At 42.0% G+C, this 14,633-nt stretch carries 17 protein-coding genes; 7 read left to right on the top strand and 10 right to left on the bottom strand.

From position 1 onward, the window contains the following. Window positions 1–11 precede the first annotated feature (11 nt). The 5 genes from A0256_22265 to A0256_22245 all read left to right on the top strand — a co-directional run bounded on the left by A0256_22265 (window position 12) and on the right by A0256_22245 (window position 4,475). Entirely contained in the window at window positions 12–791 is a 780-nt protein-coding gene (locus tag A0256_22265; protein ID AMR33975.1) for a hypothetical protein, read from the top strand. Between the two features lie 119 nt (window positions 792–910). Continuing rightward, on the top strand, window positions 911–2,092 hold the full coding sequence (locus A0256_22260; GenBank protein ID AMR33974.1) for a hypothetical protein: 1,182 nt from the start codon (window positions 911–913) through the stop codon (window positions 2,090–2,092). A gap of 1 nt (window position 2,093) precedes the next feature. After that, entirely contained in the window at window positions 2,094–3,248 is a 1,155-nt protein-coding gene (locus A0256_22255) for a hypothetical protein (GenBank protein ID AMR33973.1), read from the top strand. Continuing rightward, window positions 3,217–3,936, top strand: a complete 720-nt coding sequence (locus tag A0256_22250) for a hypothetical protein (protein AMR33972.1) — start codon at window positions 3,217–3,219, stop codon at window positions 3,934–3,936. Before A0256_22255 ends, A0256_22250 begins: the two co-directional genes overlap by 32 nt. An 89-nt stretch (window positions 3,937–4,025) precedes the next feature. After that, entirely contained in the window at window positions 4,026–4,475 is a 450-nt protein-coding gene (locus A0256_22245; GenBank protein ID AMR34648.1) for an acetyltransferase, read from the top strand. A 2-nt stretch (window positions 4,476–4,477) separates the two neighbouring features. Here A0256_22245 and A0256_22240 read toward each other — a convergent pair whose 3' ends face one another. Then, window positions 4,478–5,143 carry a hypothetical protein gene (locus tag A0256_22240; GenBank protein AMR33971.1) on the bottom strand — a complete coding sequence of 222 codons (666 nt, stop codon included), beginning with the start codon at window positions 5,141–5,143 and terminating at the stop codon, window positions 4,478–4,480. A gap of 384 nt (window positions 5,144–5,527) precedes the next feature. Between A0256_22240 and A0256_22235 the strand changes: the two genes are divergently transcribed. Further along, entirely contained in the window at window positions 5,528–6,682 is a 1,155-nt protein-coding gene (locus A0256_22235) for a glycosyl transferase family 1 (protein AMR33970.1), read from the top strand. A gap of 10 nt (window positions 6,683–6,692) precedes the next feature. After that, window positions 6,693–7,490, top strand: coding sequence for a hypothetical protein (locus A0256_22230; protein AMR33969.1), 798 nt, complete (start codon window positions 6,693–6,695; stop codon window positions 7,488–7,490). Between the two features lie 207 nt (window positions 7,491–7,697). On the opposite strand, the gene A0256_22225 is transcribed toward A0256_22230, so the two are convergent. The 9 genes from A0256_22225 to A0256_22185 all read right to left on the bottom strand — a co-directional run bounded on the left by A0256_22225 (window position 7,698) and on the right by A0256_22185 (window position 14,519). Further along, entirely contained in the window at window positions 7,698–8,036 is a 339-nt protein-coding gene (locus A0256_22225; protein AMR33968.1) for a hypothetical protein, read from the bottom strand. A 5-nt stretch (window positions 8,037–8,041) separates the two neighbouring features. After that, on the bottom strand, window positions 8,042–8,386 hold the full coding sequence (locus A0256_22220) for a hypothetical protein (GenBank protein AMR34647.1): 345 nt from the start codon (window positions 8,384–8,386) through the stop codon (window positions 8,042–8,044). A 330-nt stretch (window positions 8,387–8,716) separates the two neighbouring features. Next, a complete protein-coding gene (locus tag A0256_22215) occupies window positions 8,717–9,403 on the bottom strand; it encodes a hypothetical protein (protein AMR33967.1) in 687 nt (228 codons plus the stop codon). Between the two features lie 37 nt (window positions 9,404–9,440). After that, window positions 9,441–10,508, bottom strand: a complete 1,068-nt coding sequence (locus tag A0256_22210; protein ID AMR33966.1) for a hypothetical protein — start codon at window positions 10,506–10,508, stop codon at window positions 9,441–9,443. Continuing rightward, window positions 10,508–11,755: a hypothetical protein gene (locus A0256_22205; protein AMR33965.1), complete on the bottom strand. Its 1,248-nt coding sequence runs from the start codon at window positions 11,753–11,755 to the stop codon at window positions 10,508–10,510. The genes A0256_22210 and A0256_22205 overlap by 1 nt, the downstream gene beginning before the upstream one ends. A gap of 3 nt (window positions 11,756–11,758) precedes the next feature. Next, entirely contained in the window at window positions 11,759–12,415 is a 657-nt protein-coding gene (locus A0256_22200) for a flavin reductase (GenBank protein AMR33964.1), read from the bottom strand. A gap of 1 nt (window position 12,416) precedes the next feature. Beyond that, window positions 12,417–13,133 carry an oxidoreductase gene (locus tag A0256_22195; GenBank protein ID AMR33963.1) on the bottom strand — a complete coding sequence of 239 codons (717 nt, stop codon included), beginning with the start codon at window positions 13,131–13,133 and terminating at the stop codon, window positions 12,417–12,419. Further along, window positions 13,130–13,813: a GTP cyclohydrolase gene (locus A0256_22190; GenBank protein AMR34646.1), complete on the bottom strand. Its 684-nt coding sequence runs from the start codon at window positions 13,811–13,813 to the stop codon at window positions 13,130–13,132. The genes A0256_22195 and A0256_22190 overlap by 4 nt, the downstream gene beginning before the upstream one ends. A 184-nt stretch (window positions 13,814–13,997) precedes the next feature. Continuing rightward, window positions 13,998–14,519, bottom strand: coding sequence for an isopentenyl-diphosphate delta-isomerase (locus A0256_22185; GenBank protein ID AMR33962.1), 522 nt, complete (start codon window positions 14,517–14,519; stop codon window positions 13,998–14,000). Window positions 14,520–14,633: the final 114 nt, after the last annotated feature.

Below are 14,633 nucleotides of genomic sequence, written 5' to 3'. Positions count from 1 at the left end.
TTTTAACTTTTATGGATACTCAAAATAGCATACCAGCCAAAGTCACCATTGTTACAACGGTTTATAATGCGGTACATACCATTGAAACCACTATTCGTAGTGTTATCAATCAAACCTATCCGAATATTGAATATGTGATCATCGACGGGGGATCTACCGACGGTACGCTGAATGTGATCAATAAATATAAAAATAAGATTGCCCAGGTTGTAAGTGAGCCTGACCAAGGTATTGCCGATGGCTTTAACAGGGGTATTGCGAGGGCTACCGGCCAATGGATAGGAATGATTAATGGCGACGACTGGTATGCGCCCAATGCCGTTGAGCTAATGATGGGCGCTGTTAACCCCGGCGATAATATTTGTTGCGGAAACATTATGTTGATAGCGGGCAACGGTTATCAGCGCATCAAAAGGAGCAGCGTAAACCGGCTCAACTTTGGTATGTACGTTATGCACCCTACCTGCTTTGTAAGACGTGAGGTTTACCAGCAGATTGGGCAATATGATTGTTTTTTTAAGATAGCGATGGACTTTGACATGTTTTTACGCATGAAACGGGCCGGGTATAAAATCAAATATGTGGATGCGCTTATTGCTTACATGCGAGCCGGCGGCGCAAGCGCCGATGTAGACAGCATGCACCAGGAAGAACTGTCGGTTATGCGTCGTAACTTAAGTTACCCGGCTTTCCTGGTTTCTTTATTGTATAAACGCATGGATATTATTCGCTGGAATTTTTTTTATAAGGATGTATTCAACCGGTCAAATCAAATCCTCCCAAATAAATGAGAAAGAAGATCCTTCTATCAGCATATGCTATTTCTCCATATAGAGGGTCGGAGTATGCAGCGGCATGGAATACTGTCAACTACCTTGCCCTGAACCACGATGTTTGGGTACTCTATGGCATGTCTGATGATCATATGGGAGATACACAAACGCTGCGGAAATATATCTCAGAAAACCCGAATCCGGCTGTCAAATTTATTGAGGTGGGCGGCGGACGAATTGCTAAAACAATAAACTTGCTGAATAAAGCAGGGGCGGGCTGGTTTTTTTATTTTGCCTACTACTTGTGGCAAAAGCAAGCACTTTTAGCGGCGCAGAAGCTTTTAGAAACCATCGATATCGATGTGGTGCATCAACTGGGCCCAATAGGATTCAGAGAACCGGGATTTTTATGGCAACTGGATAAGCCGCTCGTTTGGGGCCCTATTGGTGGTATGATGAGAGTAGATAGCAGACTAATGGCGGGCAAACCATTTTTTACCAAACTCGCATTTGCGGCTAAAAATGCCATTAATTATTTGCAGCTTAAATATTCGGCTCGCATTAAAAAAGCATTTGAAAACGCCGACGTTTTAATTGCGGCAACCAAACACGGCCAGGCAGTCATCAAAGAAAAGATGGGGAGGGCAAGCATCCATTTACCAGAAACCTGGCTGCTGCCAGATGCCCGTTTTGCCGAAGAAAAGTTTGTTAACATTAATAAACAGGTGCGCCTGGTTTGGTGCGGCACACATAACGAACGTAAAAACTTACAATTATGCCTGCGTGCACTGGCGAAGGTATTACCCAATAACTGGGTTCTAACGATAATTGGCAGCGGCCCTTTAACAGAGTCGCTCAAAACGCTATCGGTAAATCTTAATATTAGTCAAAATATTGTTTGGTGTGGCCAAACCGACCGGACAACCGCACTCCGGATAATGCAGGCAGCCCATCTGCATATCATAACCAGCATAGCAGAAGATAACCCTAATGTATTATATGAGGCAATGAGTTTTGGAGTGCCAACTTTAGCGATCAATCATTTCGGAATGGCTGATGCCATTGGTGATTGTAGCGGCGTAAAGATCGGGGTGGCCGAAAATTCGGTCATGATATCAAAAATGGCTGCTGCCATAACACATTTGGTAACAAATACTGATTTACTAAAAGTGATGGCGCATAATACGCTATTAAAGGCTGGCAAATTTAAATGGGACAGGAGGCTTGAGCAACTTGATAATATATACAAACAGGCTATAATAAATCACCATGCACATAAAGGGCAAACCGGATTGGCGCAAATAGAAAATGCCTTGTAGTATGAAAGACAAAGCCGATTCCATCAAACTGGGGATTGATGCCAAGTGGTACTTTGATGGACCACCTAGCGGAAATATGGTGGTGAAAAACTTAGTTGACCAAATGATTCGAAATCATAATGGAATTGATCTTTACTTGATCTTAATAACTCCGCATAAAAAACAGGCACTCAATTATTTTCCCGCAGATGTCAAAATGATCTTCATGCCAGTAGTTCCCAATATGTTGTCGAACATGTTCCTGGTACCTTTTGCTGCCAGCATGCACGGCCTTGATGCTGTGTTGTTTCAAAATTTTACCAGTTTTTGGCCCCGTAAACTATTTAAGATCGCCTATATCCACGATATGCTTTTTTTGGATTATCCCCAGTATTATACCAAAACAGAGGTGCGGTATTTTAACAATATGAAAAGCAGTGCCAGCAAAGCCAACCTGATTATCACCATATCTGAAAGTGAAAAAAAACGCATGGTGGAACATTTTGTCGCCCGGAAAAAAACGATTGCTGTAGTATACCATGGCATCAGCGAGAAATTTAAACCGCTGGCAGATTACCCTGAGGCGCAGGCGGACATCACGACAATTAAATACCATTTGCCGGAAAAGTATCTGCTTTTTGTAGGGCGGGTAAACATCCGCAAAAACCTTTTTACGCTAATTAAAGCCATGTGCTATTTAAATGACACCAGCATAAAATTGATGGTGGTAGGCGAAGAAAGTGCATTGACTGCAAAACTGCTCGGTTTAATACAGAGCTACCATTTGAAAAACAGAGTTGTATTTACAGGCCACGTTCCCGAAGCTGATTTGTATCTCATCTACGCCAACGCCACCGTTTTTTGTTTCCCATCATATGCTGAGGGATTTGGTTTGCCGCCACTGGAGGCCATGCAATGCGGCGTGCCTGTTGTAGTAGCCGAGCGTACCGCAATGCCGGAGGTTTGCGGCAATGCAGCAATATATGTAAACCCGGATGATCCATCAGATATTGCAGCTAAAATAAACTTGCTGTTAAATGACCAGTGCTATTACACGGAAAAGGTTACCGCCGGTATAGCGCACAGTAAAAATTTTACGTGGAATAAAGCTGCCGGAGAGATCTTCGCGCTAGTAAAAAATGCTTATGATAATCGCAAAAATTATAGCAAAGCTTAAAAGTAAGCCAGATTATAGATGGGAAAGCATTTATAGCTTTCGCGATTTGGCCGTTATAACATCTGGCCGGTTTTTTCAATTATTTCGTGGCCAATTGCGGCGCTTTTTTTTTAAAAGCACGAATGGATTAATTTTCATTGGCAACAATGTGGTTACCAAGCATACATACTTGATCAGCGTCGGCAAAAATCTGATACTGGAAGATAATACCTATATAAATGCGCTTTCGGAGGATGGGATCATGTTTAAAGATAATGTTTCGATAGCGCGCAACTGTACGCTGATTTGTACCGGTGTAATTGCACAAAAGGGTAAGGGTATCATCATCGGCGATAATACTGGTATCAATTGTAATGCTTACCTGGCCGGGCAGGGCGGTATTGAAATTGGTAATAATGTAATTATCGGCCCGGGAGTTAAGATCTTTTCGGAGAATCACAATTTTGGAGATCTGGCAGTAGCCATTAAAGATCAGGGTGTTTCGCGGAAAGCCGTTATCATCAATAATAATTGCTGGTTGGGTGCTAACGTGACCATTTTAGCAGGTGTTACGATCGGCGAGGGTAGTGTGATAGCCGCTGGTAGTGTAGTCACCAAGTCTGTGCCTGCTAACGCAATCATTGGCGGCGTTCCTGGCCGTTTTATAAAAAGCAGGAGTTATATTTTAAACAGCGAAGAGTTCTCATGACAAAACAAAGCGAAAAAATTATAGGGGCGTGTTTTTATATAATCTGTGGATTTATTGGAAAACTGCCATTTCATAGTATTCGAATTGCTCTGCTTCGGTTATTAAAAGCCAACATTGGAAAAAACGCCGGGGTGTACCGTGGTTTTGAGGTGCGCCGCCCCTCTAAATTAATCATTGGTAACAGTACTGTGATCGGTCATAATGCCTTGCTGGATGCTCGGATGGGTTTAACCATTGGTGATAATGTAAATCTCAGCAATGAAGTAATGATCTGGACGCTCCACCATGATTACAACGACGCCGGTTTTGCTGCGGTTGGCAGCCCCGTAGTTATAAAAGATTACGTTTGGCTGTGCTCCCGCGCTATTATTTTACCCGGGGTTACGATTGGGGAGGGGGCGGTAGTAGCCGCTGGGGCAGTTGTTACCAGGGATGTAGCGGCCTATACGGTGGTAGGAGGGGTGCCCGCAAAAAAAATAGCCGATCGGAACCAATTTCTTAATTACAATCTGGCGGACGCAATACTTCCAGTTATATAGATCTAATATTTCCAGGTAATATTATTTTTGAGCACCTGGATAGGGTTACCGCCGAAGATGCTTTTTTCGCCTACCAGTTTTTTAGTCACAAGTGAGCCTGCTGCAACAATACTCCCATTTGGAATAACAGCTCCCTTTAAAATGGTACACCTGCAGCCAACCCAAACGTTGTCACCAATAACGACTTCCTTTGGGTAATTGAATTTCTGCCCTTTTTCATTAAATATATGGTGAAAATCTGTGTCCATAACCAGGCTTTCCCAGGATATGCCGCTGTTGTTACCGATGGTTATTTTTTTCTCGGCTACTATGGCACATTCCGTGCTCATATTGAAACTATCGCCAAAGGTAAGCGTAGCCTCTGCGCCTACATTAAGTTTACAGCCGTGCATAATAAATGCCCGGCCATTAAAAACTACATCACCATAAACTTGCCAAACTGCCCTCGAGCGTTTAAAATCCGATATGCCGACTTTACCATAGCCGATTTGTACCTGTGCTGTCGTGATTGGGCCGTTGATGATTACACGGCCCTTAAGCTGATGTAAGAAAACATTTTGTGATATTAAAACCGGTAGCTTAACCGCTGTTTTAAAGGGAAAGTATTTGAAATTGAAAATTATAGTCTTAAAGTTTACCCTCCGGATCAGTTTTAATACTTTACTCATTGGTTTGAAAATTATAGATAGACAGATTATTATTTAAACCTTCTTTATTACAAAGCCCTATTAAAACTTAATGCTTTGTATAAAAGGCATACGCTAGGCTCTCTGGCATTTCTTAAAAAGCATAAAGTATTTTCGTTTAAATCAAAATTTGCATATCGAATTAACATAAAATTTTTGTGCATTTCTATTCACTCGACCATCCTTTTTATTCCCTCTCTATTTGCCTGTTCACTCTGTTCAAAACAGCTAAAAAGTGCTGGTCTACTTCGATTTATAGCTAATTTAAACATGTCAATGCAAGCGTTACCCCGATTAATTGAAGCTTTGAGTATAACATACATATCAAATTAATCAGTGTTTAAATACTAGTAAAATTCTCAAATTATGCGAATAGCCATTATCGGAACGAGAGGGATTCCAAACCATTACGGAGGCTTTGAGCAATGTGCCGAATACTTAGCGGTAGGTTTAGTTAAAAAGGGTTACGAGGTGGTAGTGTATAATTCGCATACCCATCCTTACAAGGGAAATAGTTTTCAGGGGGTAGAGATTTGCCATCAATTTGATCCGGAAGATAAAATTGGAACTGCCGGACAGTTCATTTACGATTTAAACTGCATCCGCGATCTTCGGAAAAGGAATGTTGATGTTGTGCTACAACTTGGCTATTGCAGTAGTTCGGTGTGGGGATGGCTTATGCCACAAAATGCAGTGATAACCACTAATATGGATGGCCTTGAATGGACCCGCACTAAATATTCAAAACCGGTACAACGTTTTTTGCGTCAGGCAGAAAAGCTCGGTGTTAAATACAGTGATCATCTGATAGCCGATTCGCCAGAGATAAAGCGATACCTGGAAATTAAATATGGTAAGCAAGCTAATTACATTCCGTACGGTGCTGAATTATTTGAAAAACCTTGCGCAGATATTCTTGCCGACTACGAACTGAATGCATTTAACTACGACATGCTCGTTGCGCGCATGGAACCGGAGAATAGTATCGAAATTATTTTGGATGGTGTAGTGAAGGCCGGGCTGAACCGCCCTTTTTTAGTTATAGGCTGTGCTAACAATGCATTTACCAATTATTTAAAAAACAAATTTAAAAGCTATAACCAGATCATGTTTCACAAAGGCATTTATAACATGGATACGCTTAACAATTTGAGATATTACGCTAACCTATATTTTCATGGGCATACAGTTGGGGGGACTAATCCTTCTTTGCTGGAATCTATGGCAAGCAATAGTTTAATATGCTCCCATCAAAATAAATTCAATTCTGCAGTGCTCGGTACAGATGCGTTATATTTTTCTACAGCTAATGATGTGGCCGGTCACCTGCTCACTGCTCATAAAAACAGCGGCGATTACGACAAACTGCTGCTCAACAATCGTATCAAGATCAAGGAGATTTATAGTGTTGAAAATATTGTAAATGCATACGCCAGTCATTTTGAAGCTATCGTTTGTAAGCGTATGCCACAAAAGCAACAAAGGTTCAATTTAGGAAAAACAGAAATCTCACTCCGTTAAACTTGTATAGATGATTGTAAAAGCTATAGTTAAGGTCAACAAGATTATAATTGGCTTACTGATGCTGTCAATGTTTTTGGGGGCTTGCTCATATAAACAAAACCAGGTTTTATTTGAGGGTTCAAGTAGTAAAACAAATAACCTGCCTGGTGGTGATGCTGCGATAGACTATAAAATTCAAGCCCAGGATATATTGCAAATACGCAATTTACAAAGCATGAAATACATTATAGATGATGTAGTAAGTACTGGTAACAGTGTGCGATCGTCGGGATCAGAAGCTGCCGGGGGGCAAGGCTACCAAGTTCAGCGCAATGGCACTGTGGCCTTACCAATGCTGGGCAGGATAGTGGTTGGGGGGCTGACACGTGAAGAGGCAGCGGCGAAAATTGAAGACCTTTATCGGAAAAGCGTTATTAAAGACCCTATTATAGAGGTGAAACTCATCAATTTAAAAGTGACGGTGTTTGGTGAAGTACGTTCGCCGGGTAACTATCAATTAGTTAATGATCGAAATTCGCTCGTAGAGATCTTAGGCCAGGCCGGGGGCCTTACTGACAAAGCCGATGAGCGGCAAATAAAAATAGTTCGCGGCAGCAGCATAAATCCGCAAACCTATGTGGTAAATCTAAGGGATGTATCTTCATTGGCCAGTCCCGTGTCGGTTTTGCAAAATCACGACATCATTTATGTGGCTCAAAACAGGCGCGCTATCCGCAATGATAAGCTACAAAACATAACTACCATCATGCAGCCGGCTCTGCTTTTAATGAACACAGCATTAATTTTATACACGCTATCCAGATAAAATAGATACTAATTTATGAAGAATGAGTGTTTAGTTTAAGGTGACCGACACAGGTTTAGGGATACCCGAGAATCAATTAATTGTGAAGTTGATCTTACATTTGCAGGTAACGGAGAAAAGGGTCTCTAGAAAGTTTTAAAAAATGATTATCAGCTGGTGGTATCAGACCTGCCAAATACATCTATGGATACCCCGGTATGGCAGCGATCAATTGAACAGCACCACATAACAAATATACCCGTTCAAAAGCATAAATATAAATGAAGGCAGGGATTCTAGAAAGCCATCTTTCATTTTTACCCTTACTCCAAAGCCTATCAGCATTAATAAAAAAAGCCCCCCAGAAGCCAGTACCAAAATGGGCTGACAGATGAGACCGGCCAAAAGCCCGGCCCCGCCAAGTAACTGAAGGCAGCCCGTGAGTTTCCTGAATTTGGTTAGCCCATAGCGTTCAAATTCTTCTTTCATACCCGAGTTGATGAAAAAGGAGAAGCCATAAAATAAGAAGGCAACCGCGGAAATTACAATTAAAACAGTTAATACCATTGAAACTAGATTAAGCCCGAATGAACCCAGGCTACAAATAGCGATAATAGCAACAGAATTGCTGAAGGAATAAACTTGAGCAACGGGTTTTTAACTTTAAAATGAGCTGCCTGTGCGCATGCCATTAAACCAGCCATCAACAGCGCGGGTATCAAAACCAATGCAGGGTACCAGATGCCGGCTACTAAAAGGGTAGATAAAGCTATTTTGGCGGCGCCAACCATATTGCGCACTAAGCTTGATATGCCGTATTGCTCGAATTCTTTCACAATATTATCATAACGAAAAATCCAAACATAAGCTATAGAGGCGGCTATGGTTAGCTGGGCATAGACGGAAATTGTAAGCATCATAATACTAGTTAAAGGGTTTACGCAATTATAATAAGAATGATATTGTTGCCTTTACTCGACCAACAAAAGGTGTATTTAATAAGTGGCGTGAATGTGATGCCGGGATAGAAAAAAGAAGGATCAGAAATTACAGTAGATACTCGTCAGATTCATAATTTACCGGCAAAGTATAGATAAATATGTATAGAGTGCCAGTTGGTTTACAAATCTCGCTAGGGGCCAATGCCTTTTGCTAGCTATCAAATATAGTATAATATTGAACTATATTTTTAATAATTCAATATATTTGTACAATTATTATTCATATTCTTAAGGATGTTTGATTTTTCAACTTGCGAGGTTAGCCTCTGCTAATATTTTAAGGTCGTCTTTTGTAGTGATAGTTTTCTTTTCGTAGTGCTCCAGGTGAAAGTTTTCAAGTTTTTGCAGTAAATATTGCAGCGTAAATTTCTCAGCAGTGGTTAACTTGCCCGTAATGATTTTACCTACATAGTTTGTGTGTTCAAATACCTGATACAGCAATTGTTTACCCTCAATGGTAATAGCTATGTGTTTACTTCTCTTGTCCTTCACGTCGTCCCACTGCGTTACCAACCCGGCAGCTATCAAGCGCCTGATCACTTCGGTACCAGACGTTTTTTCCTGCAAGTTATGGTTAATCAATTCACTTTTAGATAAGTGGGTGTGCGTAAGTAAAATAGCTAATGCGGTAAAGTCCTCTGCGGTTTGCAAGGGAGTACCTTCCAAAGCTCGTTTAATATATGATTTAGCGTAACGGCTCATAAATACAAAGAGCCGTCCAATATTATTGTCCAATTGAAATGCAAGATTCAAAGCTGTGCCGTCATTATCACCAAACCTCACCTCCTTATTAATACTTTGTGCCGAAGCGTCGCCTACTTTATTTAGCAAAAAGCCAGTAAAATCTTGCATAGAAGCTTCCTGCCCCTGGTTTTCTGTTTCAAGTTCTTCTACAAGGGTTATTAACTGGTGAATGAGTTGATATGATTTCATATTTTTTTATTTACAGGTACCGGCTTCTCGCACAAATCTAGTTTCTTTTTGCGTATTCAGGATTCTGCAATTTGAAGGCAGCGTAAGCCGTCCGATAATTGGTTCTGCTATCACCATTTGGTTTAAAGCTTTTCAATAGGTTCAGCGTTTTAATTAGGGTAAGTTTATAACCTGGCAATTCAGGCGCGTCGATCAGGAGCATATCGGCAATTTCCGCTCCGAGCAGGTAACGCATTAAACCCAATATATCATTTGCGGTAGCTTTACTTTTATTTACAGACAAGATATGATCTGTTAGCGAGCGGGTAAGCTCCTGCCCGTGTGTAGAAACTTTAAACTGCCTTTTTTTAATAATGGCATCCATCTGTTGCGCCATTTTAGGGTTTTCGGGAATCAATGTATCATCAAGTCCGCTTAGGAACCCAACAACTGCCCAGATGTGCATAAAGGCCGTTTGATCAGCGTGGCTAACCGTGTATCCAAGCATACGCAGCCCCCGGATTACGATAAGCGAAAAAGACAGATTAGTGCCGGCCATATCTTCCTGGTTGACAGGTAGGCCCCAAGCTTCGTTCCATTTGCCGCTTTTAAGCGTATAATAGCGCACCGCCGCATGCATGATACGTACTTTTAAGATCTCTTCATAAGCATTCCCATCCTGTCCAAATGCATCCGGACCCATTACTTCCCATACAAACACAGCGGTATCGTAAAGCCTTTTTGTGGTTTGCTTTCGAATCAGTTCTGACAGATATAGTACCATGGCGCCGTTGGAGGCGGTGTAACAATAAGGCAGTGATAATAAGCCAAGCAAACTCATAATGATCTCAGCATGTCTGGCAAAAAAAACAGCGCCCGATTTCATTAGCCCCTCTTGCGCCCAGGAAGGCAAATCGCGGGCCTTTTCTATAAAAGCGAAACCTGGAAAACTGGACTTCAACAAATCAAAATGTTCGCCTCCAGATTTGCCGGACATCCATTGCTGCAGATGGAGCTTCCGCGCATCATCCTCAAAAACATATCGTATGAACTCATCGGCCTGCAAATCGCCCGATAGTCGTTTTGTGTCTAATAGTTCATCGTTAAAAGTTAACTGATCTGTCATTATCTCCTGGTGTTTATTATGGCTTCTGCTGCAAGCCTGCCGCTTTTCATCGCTGCATTGATGGATCCGTTCATTAAATAGTCACCGCAAACAAAACATTGGCCATTTAGGCGCATAGCTTTGTAATCCGGCTCATTACGCACATGATCATCATTGGGCAATGCATAATTAATATGATAGGTTCTCAAATGTTTCCAAGCTGCCGCTTCCGGATACCAGAATTTAAGTTCTGTAATTACCTGGTCCTGTAGGGCTGCCTGGTTTGCATCTGTATGATTACCGATGAGTGATAGTGATATCAAAGCTTCACCATTTGTAGAATATCCAGCGGAAATCCGATCCATTACCGCAATATTATTAACTAGTTTTCCTGGTATTGTATTCAAGGTAATCAAAGGCATATCAAAGGGCCTCTTTTCCGATGTAAAGTACATGTTAGTAACGGAGTGATAAGTTGCATCTGATTTGTTAGCTGCTGTTGGCGCGTTTAAGGGATCAGTAGCTAGCAGCAAGAAATCTGCCTGATAGGTTGATCCGCTGCTGGTGGTTACTATATTACCCTCTACCGAATTTACTTTTTGATTAACCATCAATTCGCTGGGCAAAAGATCCTGAGCTAACTGTTTAGGGATCATTCCCATCCCTTTAGCGGGTATAGCGGCATCACCCTCACTAAACATTTTAAATACAAACTCAAACATCCTGCTTGAAGTGCTTAATTGCTCCTCCAGAAAAATGCCGGTCATAAAAGGACGGAAGAATTGGTTCATAATTGTTCCGCTGAAGCCTTCCCGCTTAAGATATTCTGTAGTGGTAATCTCTTCACTTGCAAATATTTCGTCTATTGATTTACGGCCCAGCTTTATCTTTAGCCGAAGCATCCTGAGTTTATCAGAAAACGTTGCTGCAGATGAAAGGAGCGTACTAAGGAGCGAGCTTGGCTGTCTTATCGGATCGCCAAGGTTGGTGATACCTTTTCTGTTTAGTATTAAAGCTCCGGGATCAAATTTGCGAAGATCCAGCGCCCCATAGTCTAAAAATCGTTTTGCCTCGGGATAAGCCGTCAGGAATACCTGGAAGCCGTGATCAAGCAGGAAGCCTTCGAACTCATCTGTGCGCACCCGGCCGCCAACCTGGTCCGAAGCTTCTAAAATCAGCACAGATTTACCAGCTGCTTTTAAAACTTTGGCCGCTGTTAAACCCGATATCCCTGCGCCGATAATGATGACATCTGCATCTTTTTTCATAGCCTAAATGTTTGGTAAAGAACTATCTGTTGCTAAGTGAGGTAGTATTCCCGGTTTCGCGTACGCCAACTGGCCCACAAACTCCGGCAGATAATAGCTGTCCAAACCTGCTACTGTCATGGTTTTAGCTTTGCCATGATCAACGGTGCCATCTGTGCCAATTATTGAATCTCCCGCCACTATTTGAACGATCTCACCGACGACAATTGTAGTCCCATTAATTTCCATATCGATCGTTTCACGTAGTTCAAGGCCTATGCTCACGGTAGATTCACCTACAAAAGGGGCCTCAAAACCATTAACATATTGCCTTTTAAAGCCACAAGCATTAAATTCCGATACGCCTGATGGATAACTGGCACTGGTTTGATGCGCGTTTTTATACCACTCCGGTAACACATTGTTCAATGTGTACTGTCCGGTAGCTTTAATATTCTTTAGTGTGTCATTATGCTCGCGCTCCGGCCTGATTACCATACCCAAAAGCGGCGGGTTGGCACCCAAATGAAAAGCGGAGCTAATAATGCATAGATTGGTAATACCATCGGTACTGATGGTTCCTAGAAGGTTTAAAGATTTATAACCTACTAAACTATTGATCAGGCTTATCCTGTAGTGTTTTTCTAACTCGGCTATTTGTTTACCAGTAATGTTTACCATGTTAACTTGTTTTTAATTTGCCCAGGCCACCATCTACGCCAATAACCTGGCCCGTTATCCAACCGCTTTCATTGGATAATAGAAAAGCAATCATTTGGCTAATATCTTCCGGCTGGCCTATCTTCCCCAGAGGATGGCGTTTAGCAGAGGCTTCGCGTTTTACAGTTGTGCTAAGCAAGTTTTGGGCCAATGGTGTATCTGTCAAAGATGGGGCCACTACATTAACTCGTATTTGCTGGGGGGCCAATTCTGCAGCTAATGACAGAGCTATGCCTTCAACGGCACCTTTCGCTGCAGCAATACTGGCATGGTATGCCATGCCTGCCCTCGCTGCCACCGAGCTGATCAATACAATAGAGGCGGTTTCCGCTTTTTTCAATGGCTTTAGCGCGTGTTGGATGACGCGTGCCGCCCCCAATACGTTTAGTTGATAATCGTTCAAAAAGTCGTCAGCCGATAGTCGGTTAAAGGGTTTTAAATTGATACTGCCTACTGAATAAACCAGCCCGTGCAATTGCTGTGGTAAAAATAATTCTACACCGTCAAGATTCCCGGTTATATCCGCCTGTAGAAAATTCACCCCGGATGGCCATTCATCTGACGCTGATCTTGAAATTACATAAACACAGGCATTTTGCTGATGAAGCAATTTTACTAATGATAGCCCTATGCCGGAACTGCCGCCGACTACCAGTACGTTTCGACCTCCGAACCTCATCCCTTGATGTGTGTTAAAAACTCATTTTTTGTTTCCGCAATCATAAACTGCCCGCTGTATTCGGCAGTAAGCGTGGTGCTGCCGGCATCCCTGATGCCCCTGCTGGATACACAATGATGATGCGCATCGATAATTACAGCAACATCTTCCGTGCCCAGGGCTTCTTTAAGCATATTAGAAATTTGCATCGTTAGCCTTTCCTGCACCTGCGGGCGTTGAGAGCAATACTGAACAATCCTATTTAGCTTAGATAAGCCAATGACCTGTCCGTTACTGATGTATGCTACATGAGCTTTACCTACGATGGGTACAAAGTGATGTTCGCAATTACTAAATACCGCAATGTTTCTTTCCACCAGCATTTGCTTGTATTGAAACGGGTTTTTAAAAAGTGTAGGTTCGGGTTTATTAGCAGGGTTGAGCCCGCTGAAAATCTCCTTTACATACATTTTAGCTACCCTTTTAGGGGTGTCTTTCAAACTGTCATCATCCAGGTCCATGCCCAGAACCTGCATGATTTCGCTAAAATGTTTTGCTATCAGATCCATCTTAGTGTCGTCGTCCATGTCAAATGCATCAGGCCGAAGAGGGGTGTCAAATGCAGCATTATAATGATCGTGTTCTAAATCGGTAACTACCTGTTCCAGGGTAAGGTTATTTAATGTATCGTTATTTATCATCATGTGTGTGGGTATGGTTTAAGCAATTCAAATTGCTGATAGCCATTCTTCGGTTTTGGCGCTTTGGTATGTTTAGGCACAAAAGCCCATGTAAATTATTCTTAACATATGGTGCTGAAATGGTACTCTGCAGAAATCATTAGCGTACGCGGACCAGTGGCTATTTTAATGATTCAATTCATTTTTAAACAGTTTGATAATATATTTCCAAAACCTGTTCAAGACAAATTTTAAACCAGGCGGTGTATGTATCTGGTTGTTCGAACAATTCAAAAAGCAAGAGGTCTGTTTCCATATATTTAAAATCGGCTACTTCGGCGGGGTTTGGTGATGGAAGCTGATCGCTGATGCCCATAAACACATGGTCGTATTCGTGTTCAATAAGGCCGTCATCAAATTCGTGCCGATAAGTAAATTGGAACAATTCTGATAGCTCACACTCCATGCCCATCTCTTCCCGCAACCTGCGATGAGCTGCTTGAATTGTTTGCTCACCCGAACGGGGGTGGCTACAGCAGGTATTTGTCCATAATCCACCAGAGTGATATTTATCAAATGCCCTTTGCTGTAACAGCAATTGTCCGTTACTGTTAAAAATAAATATAGAAAAGGCACGGTGCAGTGCGCCCTTTCTGTGAGCTGCCAGTTTATCCATTGTACCAATGGCCCCGCCACTGGTGTTTACAATCGTTACACTCTCTTTCAATTTATTTAATTATTTAATTCATCGGTTCCGTTCAGCACCAATAAATGTTTTGATTTCATTTCATTCACCTCTGAATCTGTAACGCCTCTGTTGTTCCCCATCAAAAGGCGTTTA

It is taken from the genome of Mucilaginibacter sp. PAMC 26640 (assembly GCA_001596135.1).
Taxonomy (GTDB): Bacteria; Bacteroidota; Bacteroidia; order Sphingobacteriales; family Sphingobacteriaceae; genus Mucilaginibacter.
Note: the sequence above shows the minus strand (reverse complement) of the source record. Positions and strands in the feature narration are given on the sequence as shown.

Bases quoted from the DNA above. Each gene is read 5' to 3' on its own strand.
- A0256_22205 (AMR33965.1), bottom strand. From the start codon at position 11,755: ATGAAAAAAGATGCAGATGTCATCATTATCGGCGCAGGGATATCGGGT.
- A0256_22255 (AMR33973.1), top strand. From the start codon at position 2,094: ATGAAAGACAAAGCCGATTCCATCAAACTGGGGATTGATGCCAAGTGG.
- A0256_22250 (AMR33972.1), top strand. From the start codon at position 3,217: ATGATAATCGCAAAAATTATAGCAAAGCTTAAAAGTAAGCCAGATTAT.
- A0256_22260 (AMR33974.1), top strand. From the start codon at position 911: ATGTCTGATGATCATATGGGAGATACACAAACGCTGCGGAAATATATC.
- A0256_22220 (AMR34647.1), bottom strand. From the start codon at position 8,386: ATGCTTACAATTTCCGTCTATGCCCAGCTAACCATAGCCGCCTCTATA.
- A0256_22240 (AMR33971.1), bottom strand. From the start codon at position 5,143: ATGAGTAAAGTATTAAAACTGATCCGGAGGGTAAACTTTAAGACTATA.
- A0256_22195 (AMR33963.1), bottom strand. From the start codon at position 13,133: ATGAGGTTCGGAGGTCGAAACGTACTGGTAGTCGGCGGCAGTTCCGGC.
- A0256_22230 (AMR33969.1), top strand. From the start codon at position 6,693: ATGATTGTAAAAGCTATAGTTAAGGTCAACAAGATTATAATTGGCTTA.
- A0256_22210 (AMR33966.1), bottom strand. From the start codon at position 10,508: ATGACAGATCAGTTAACTTTTAACGATGAACTATTAGACACAAAACGA.
- A0256_22225 (AMR33968.1), bottom strand. From the start codon at position 8,036: ATGGTATTAACTGTTTTAATTGTAATTTCCGCGGTTGCCTTCTTATTT.
- A0256_22265 (AMR33975.1), top strand. From the start codon at position 12: ATGGATACTCAAAATAGCATACCAGCCAAAGTCACCATTGTTACAACG.
- A0256_22235 (AMR33970.1), top strand. From the start codon at position 5,528: ATGCGAATAGCCATTATCGGAACGAGAGGGATTCCAAACCATTACGGA.
- A0256_22215 (AMR33967.1), bottom strand. From the start codon at position 9,403: ATGAAATCATATCAACTCATTCACCAGTTAATAACCCTTGTAGAAGAA.
- A0256_22190 (AMR34646.1), bottom strand. From the start codon at position 13,813: ATGATAAATAACGATACATTAAATAACCTTACCCTGGAACAGGTAGTT.
- A0256_22200 (AMR33964.1), bottom strand. From the start codon at position 12,415: ATGGTAAACATTACTGGTAAACAAATAGCCGAGTTAGAAAAACACTAC.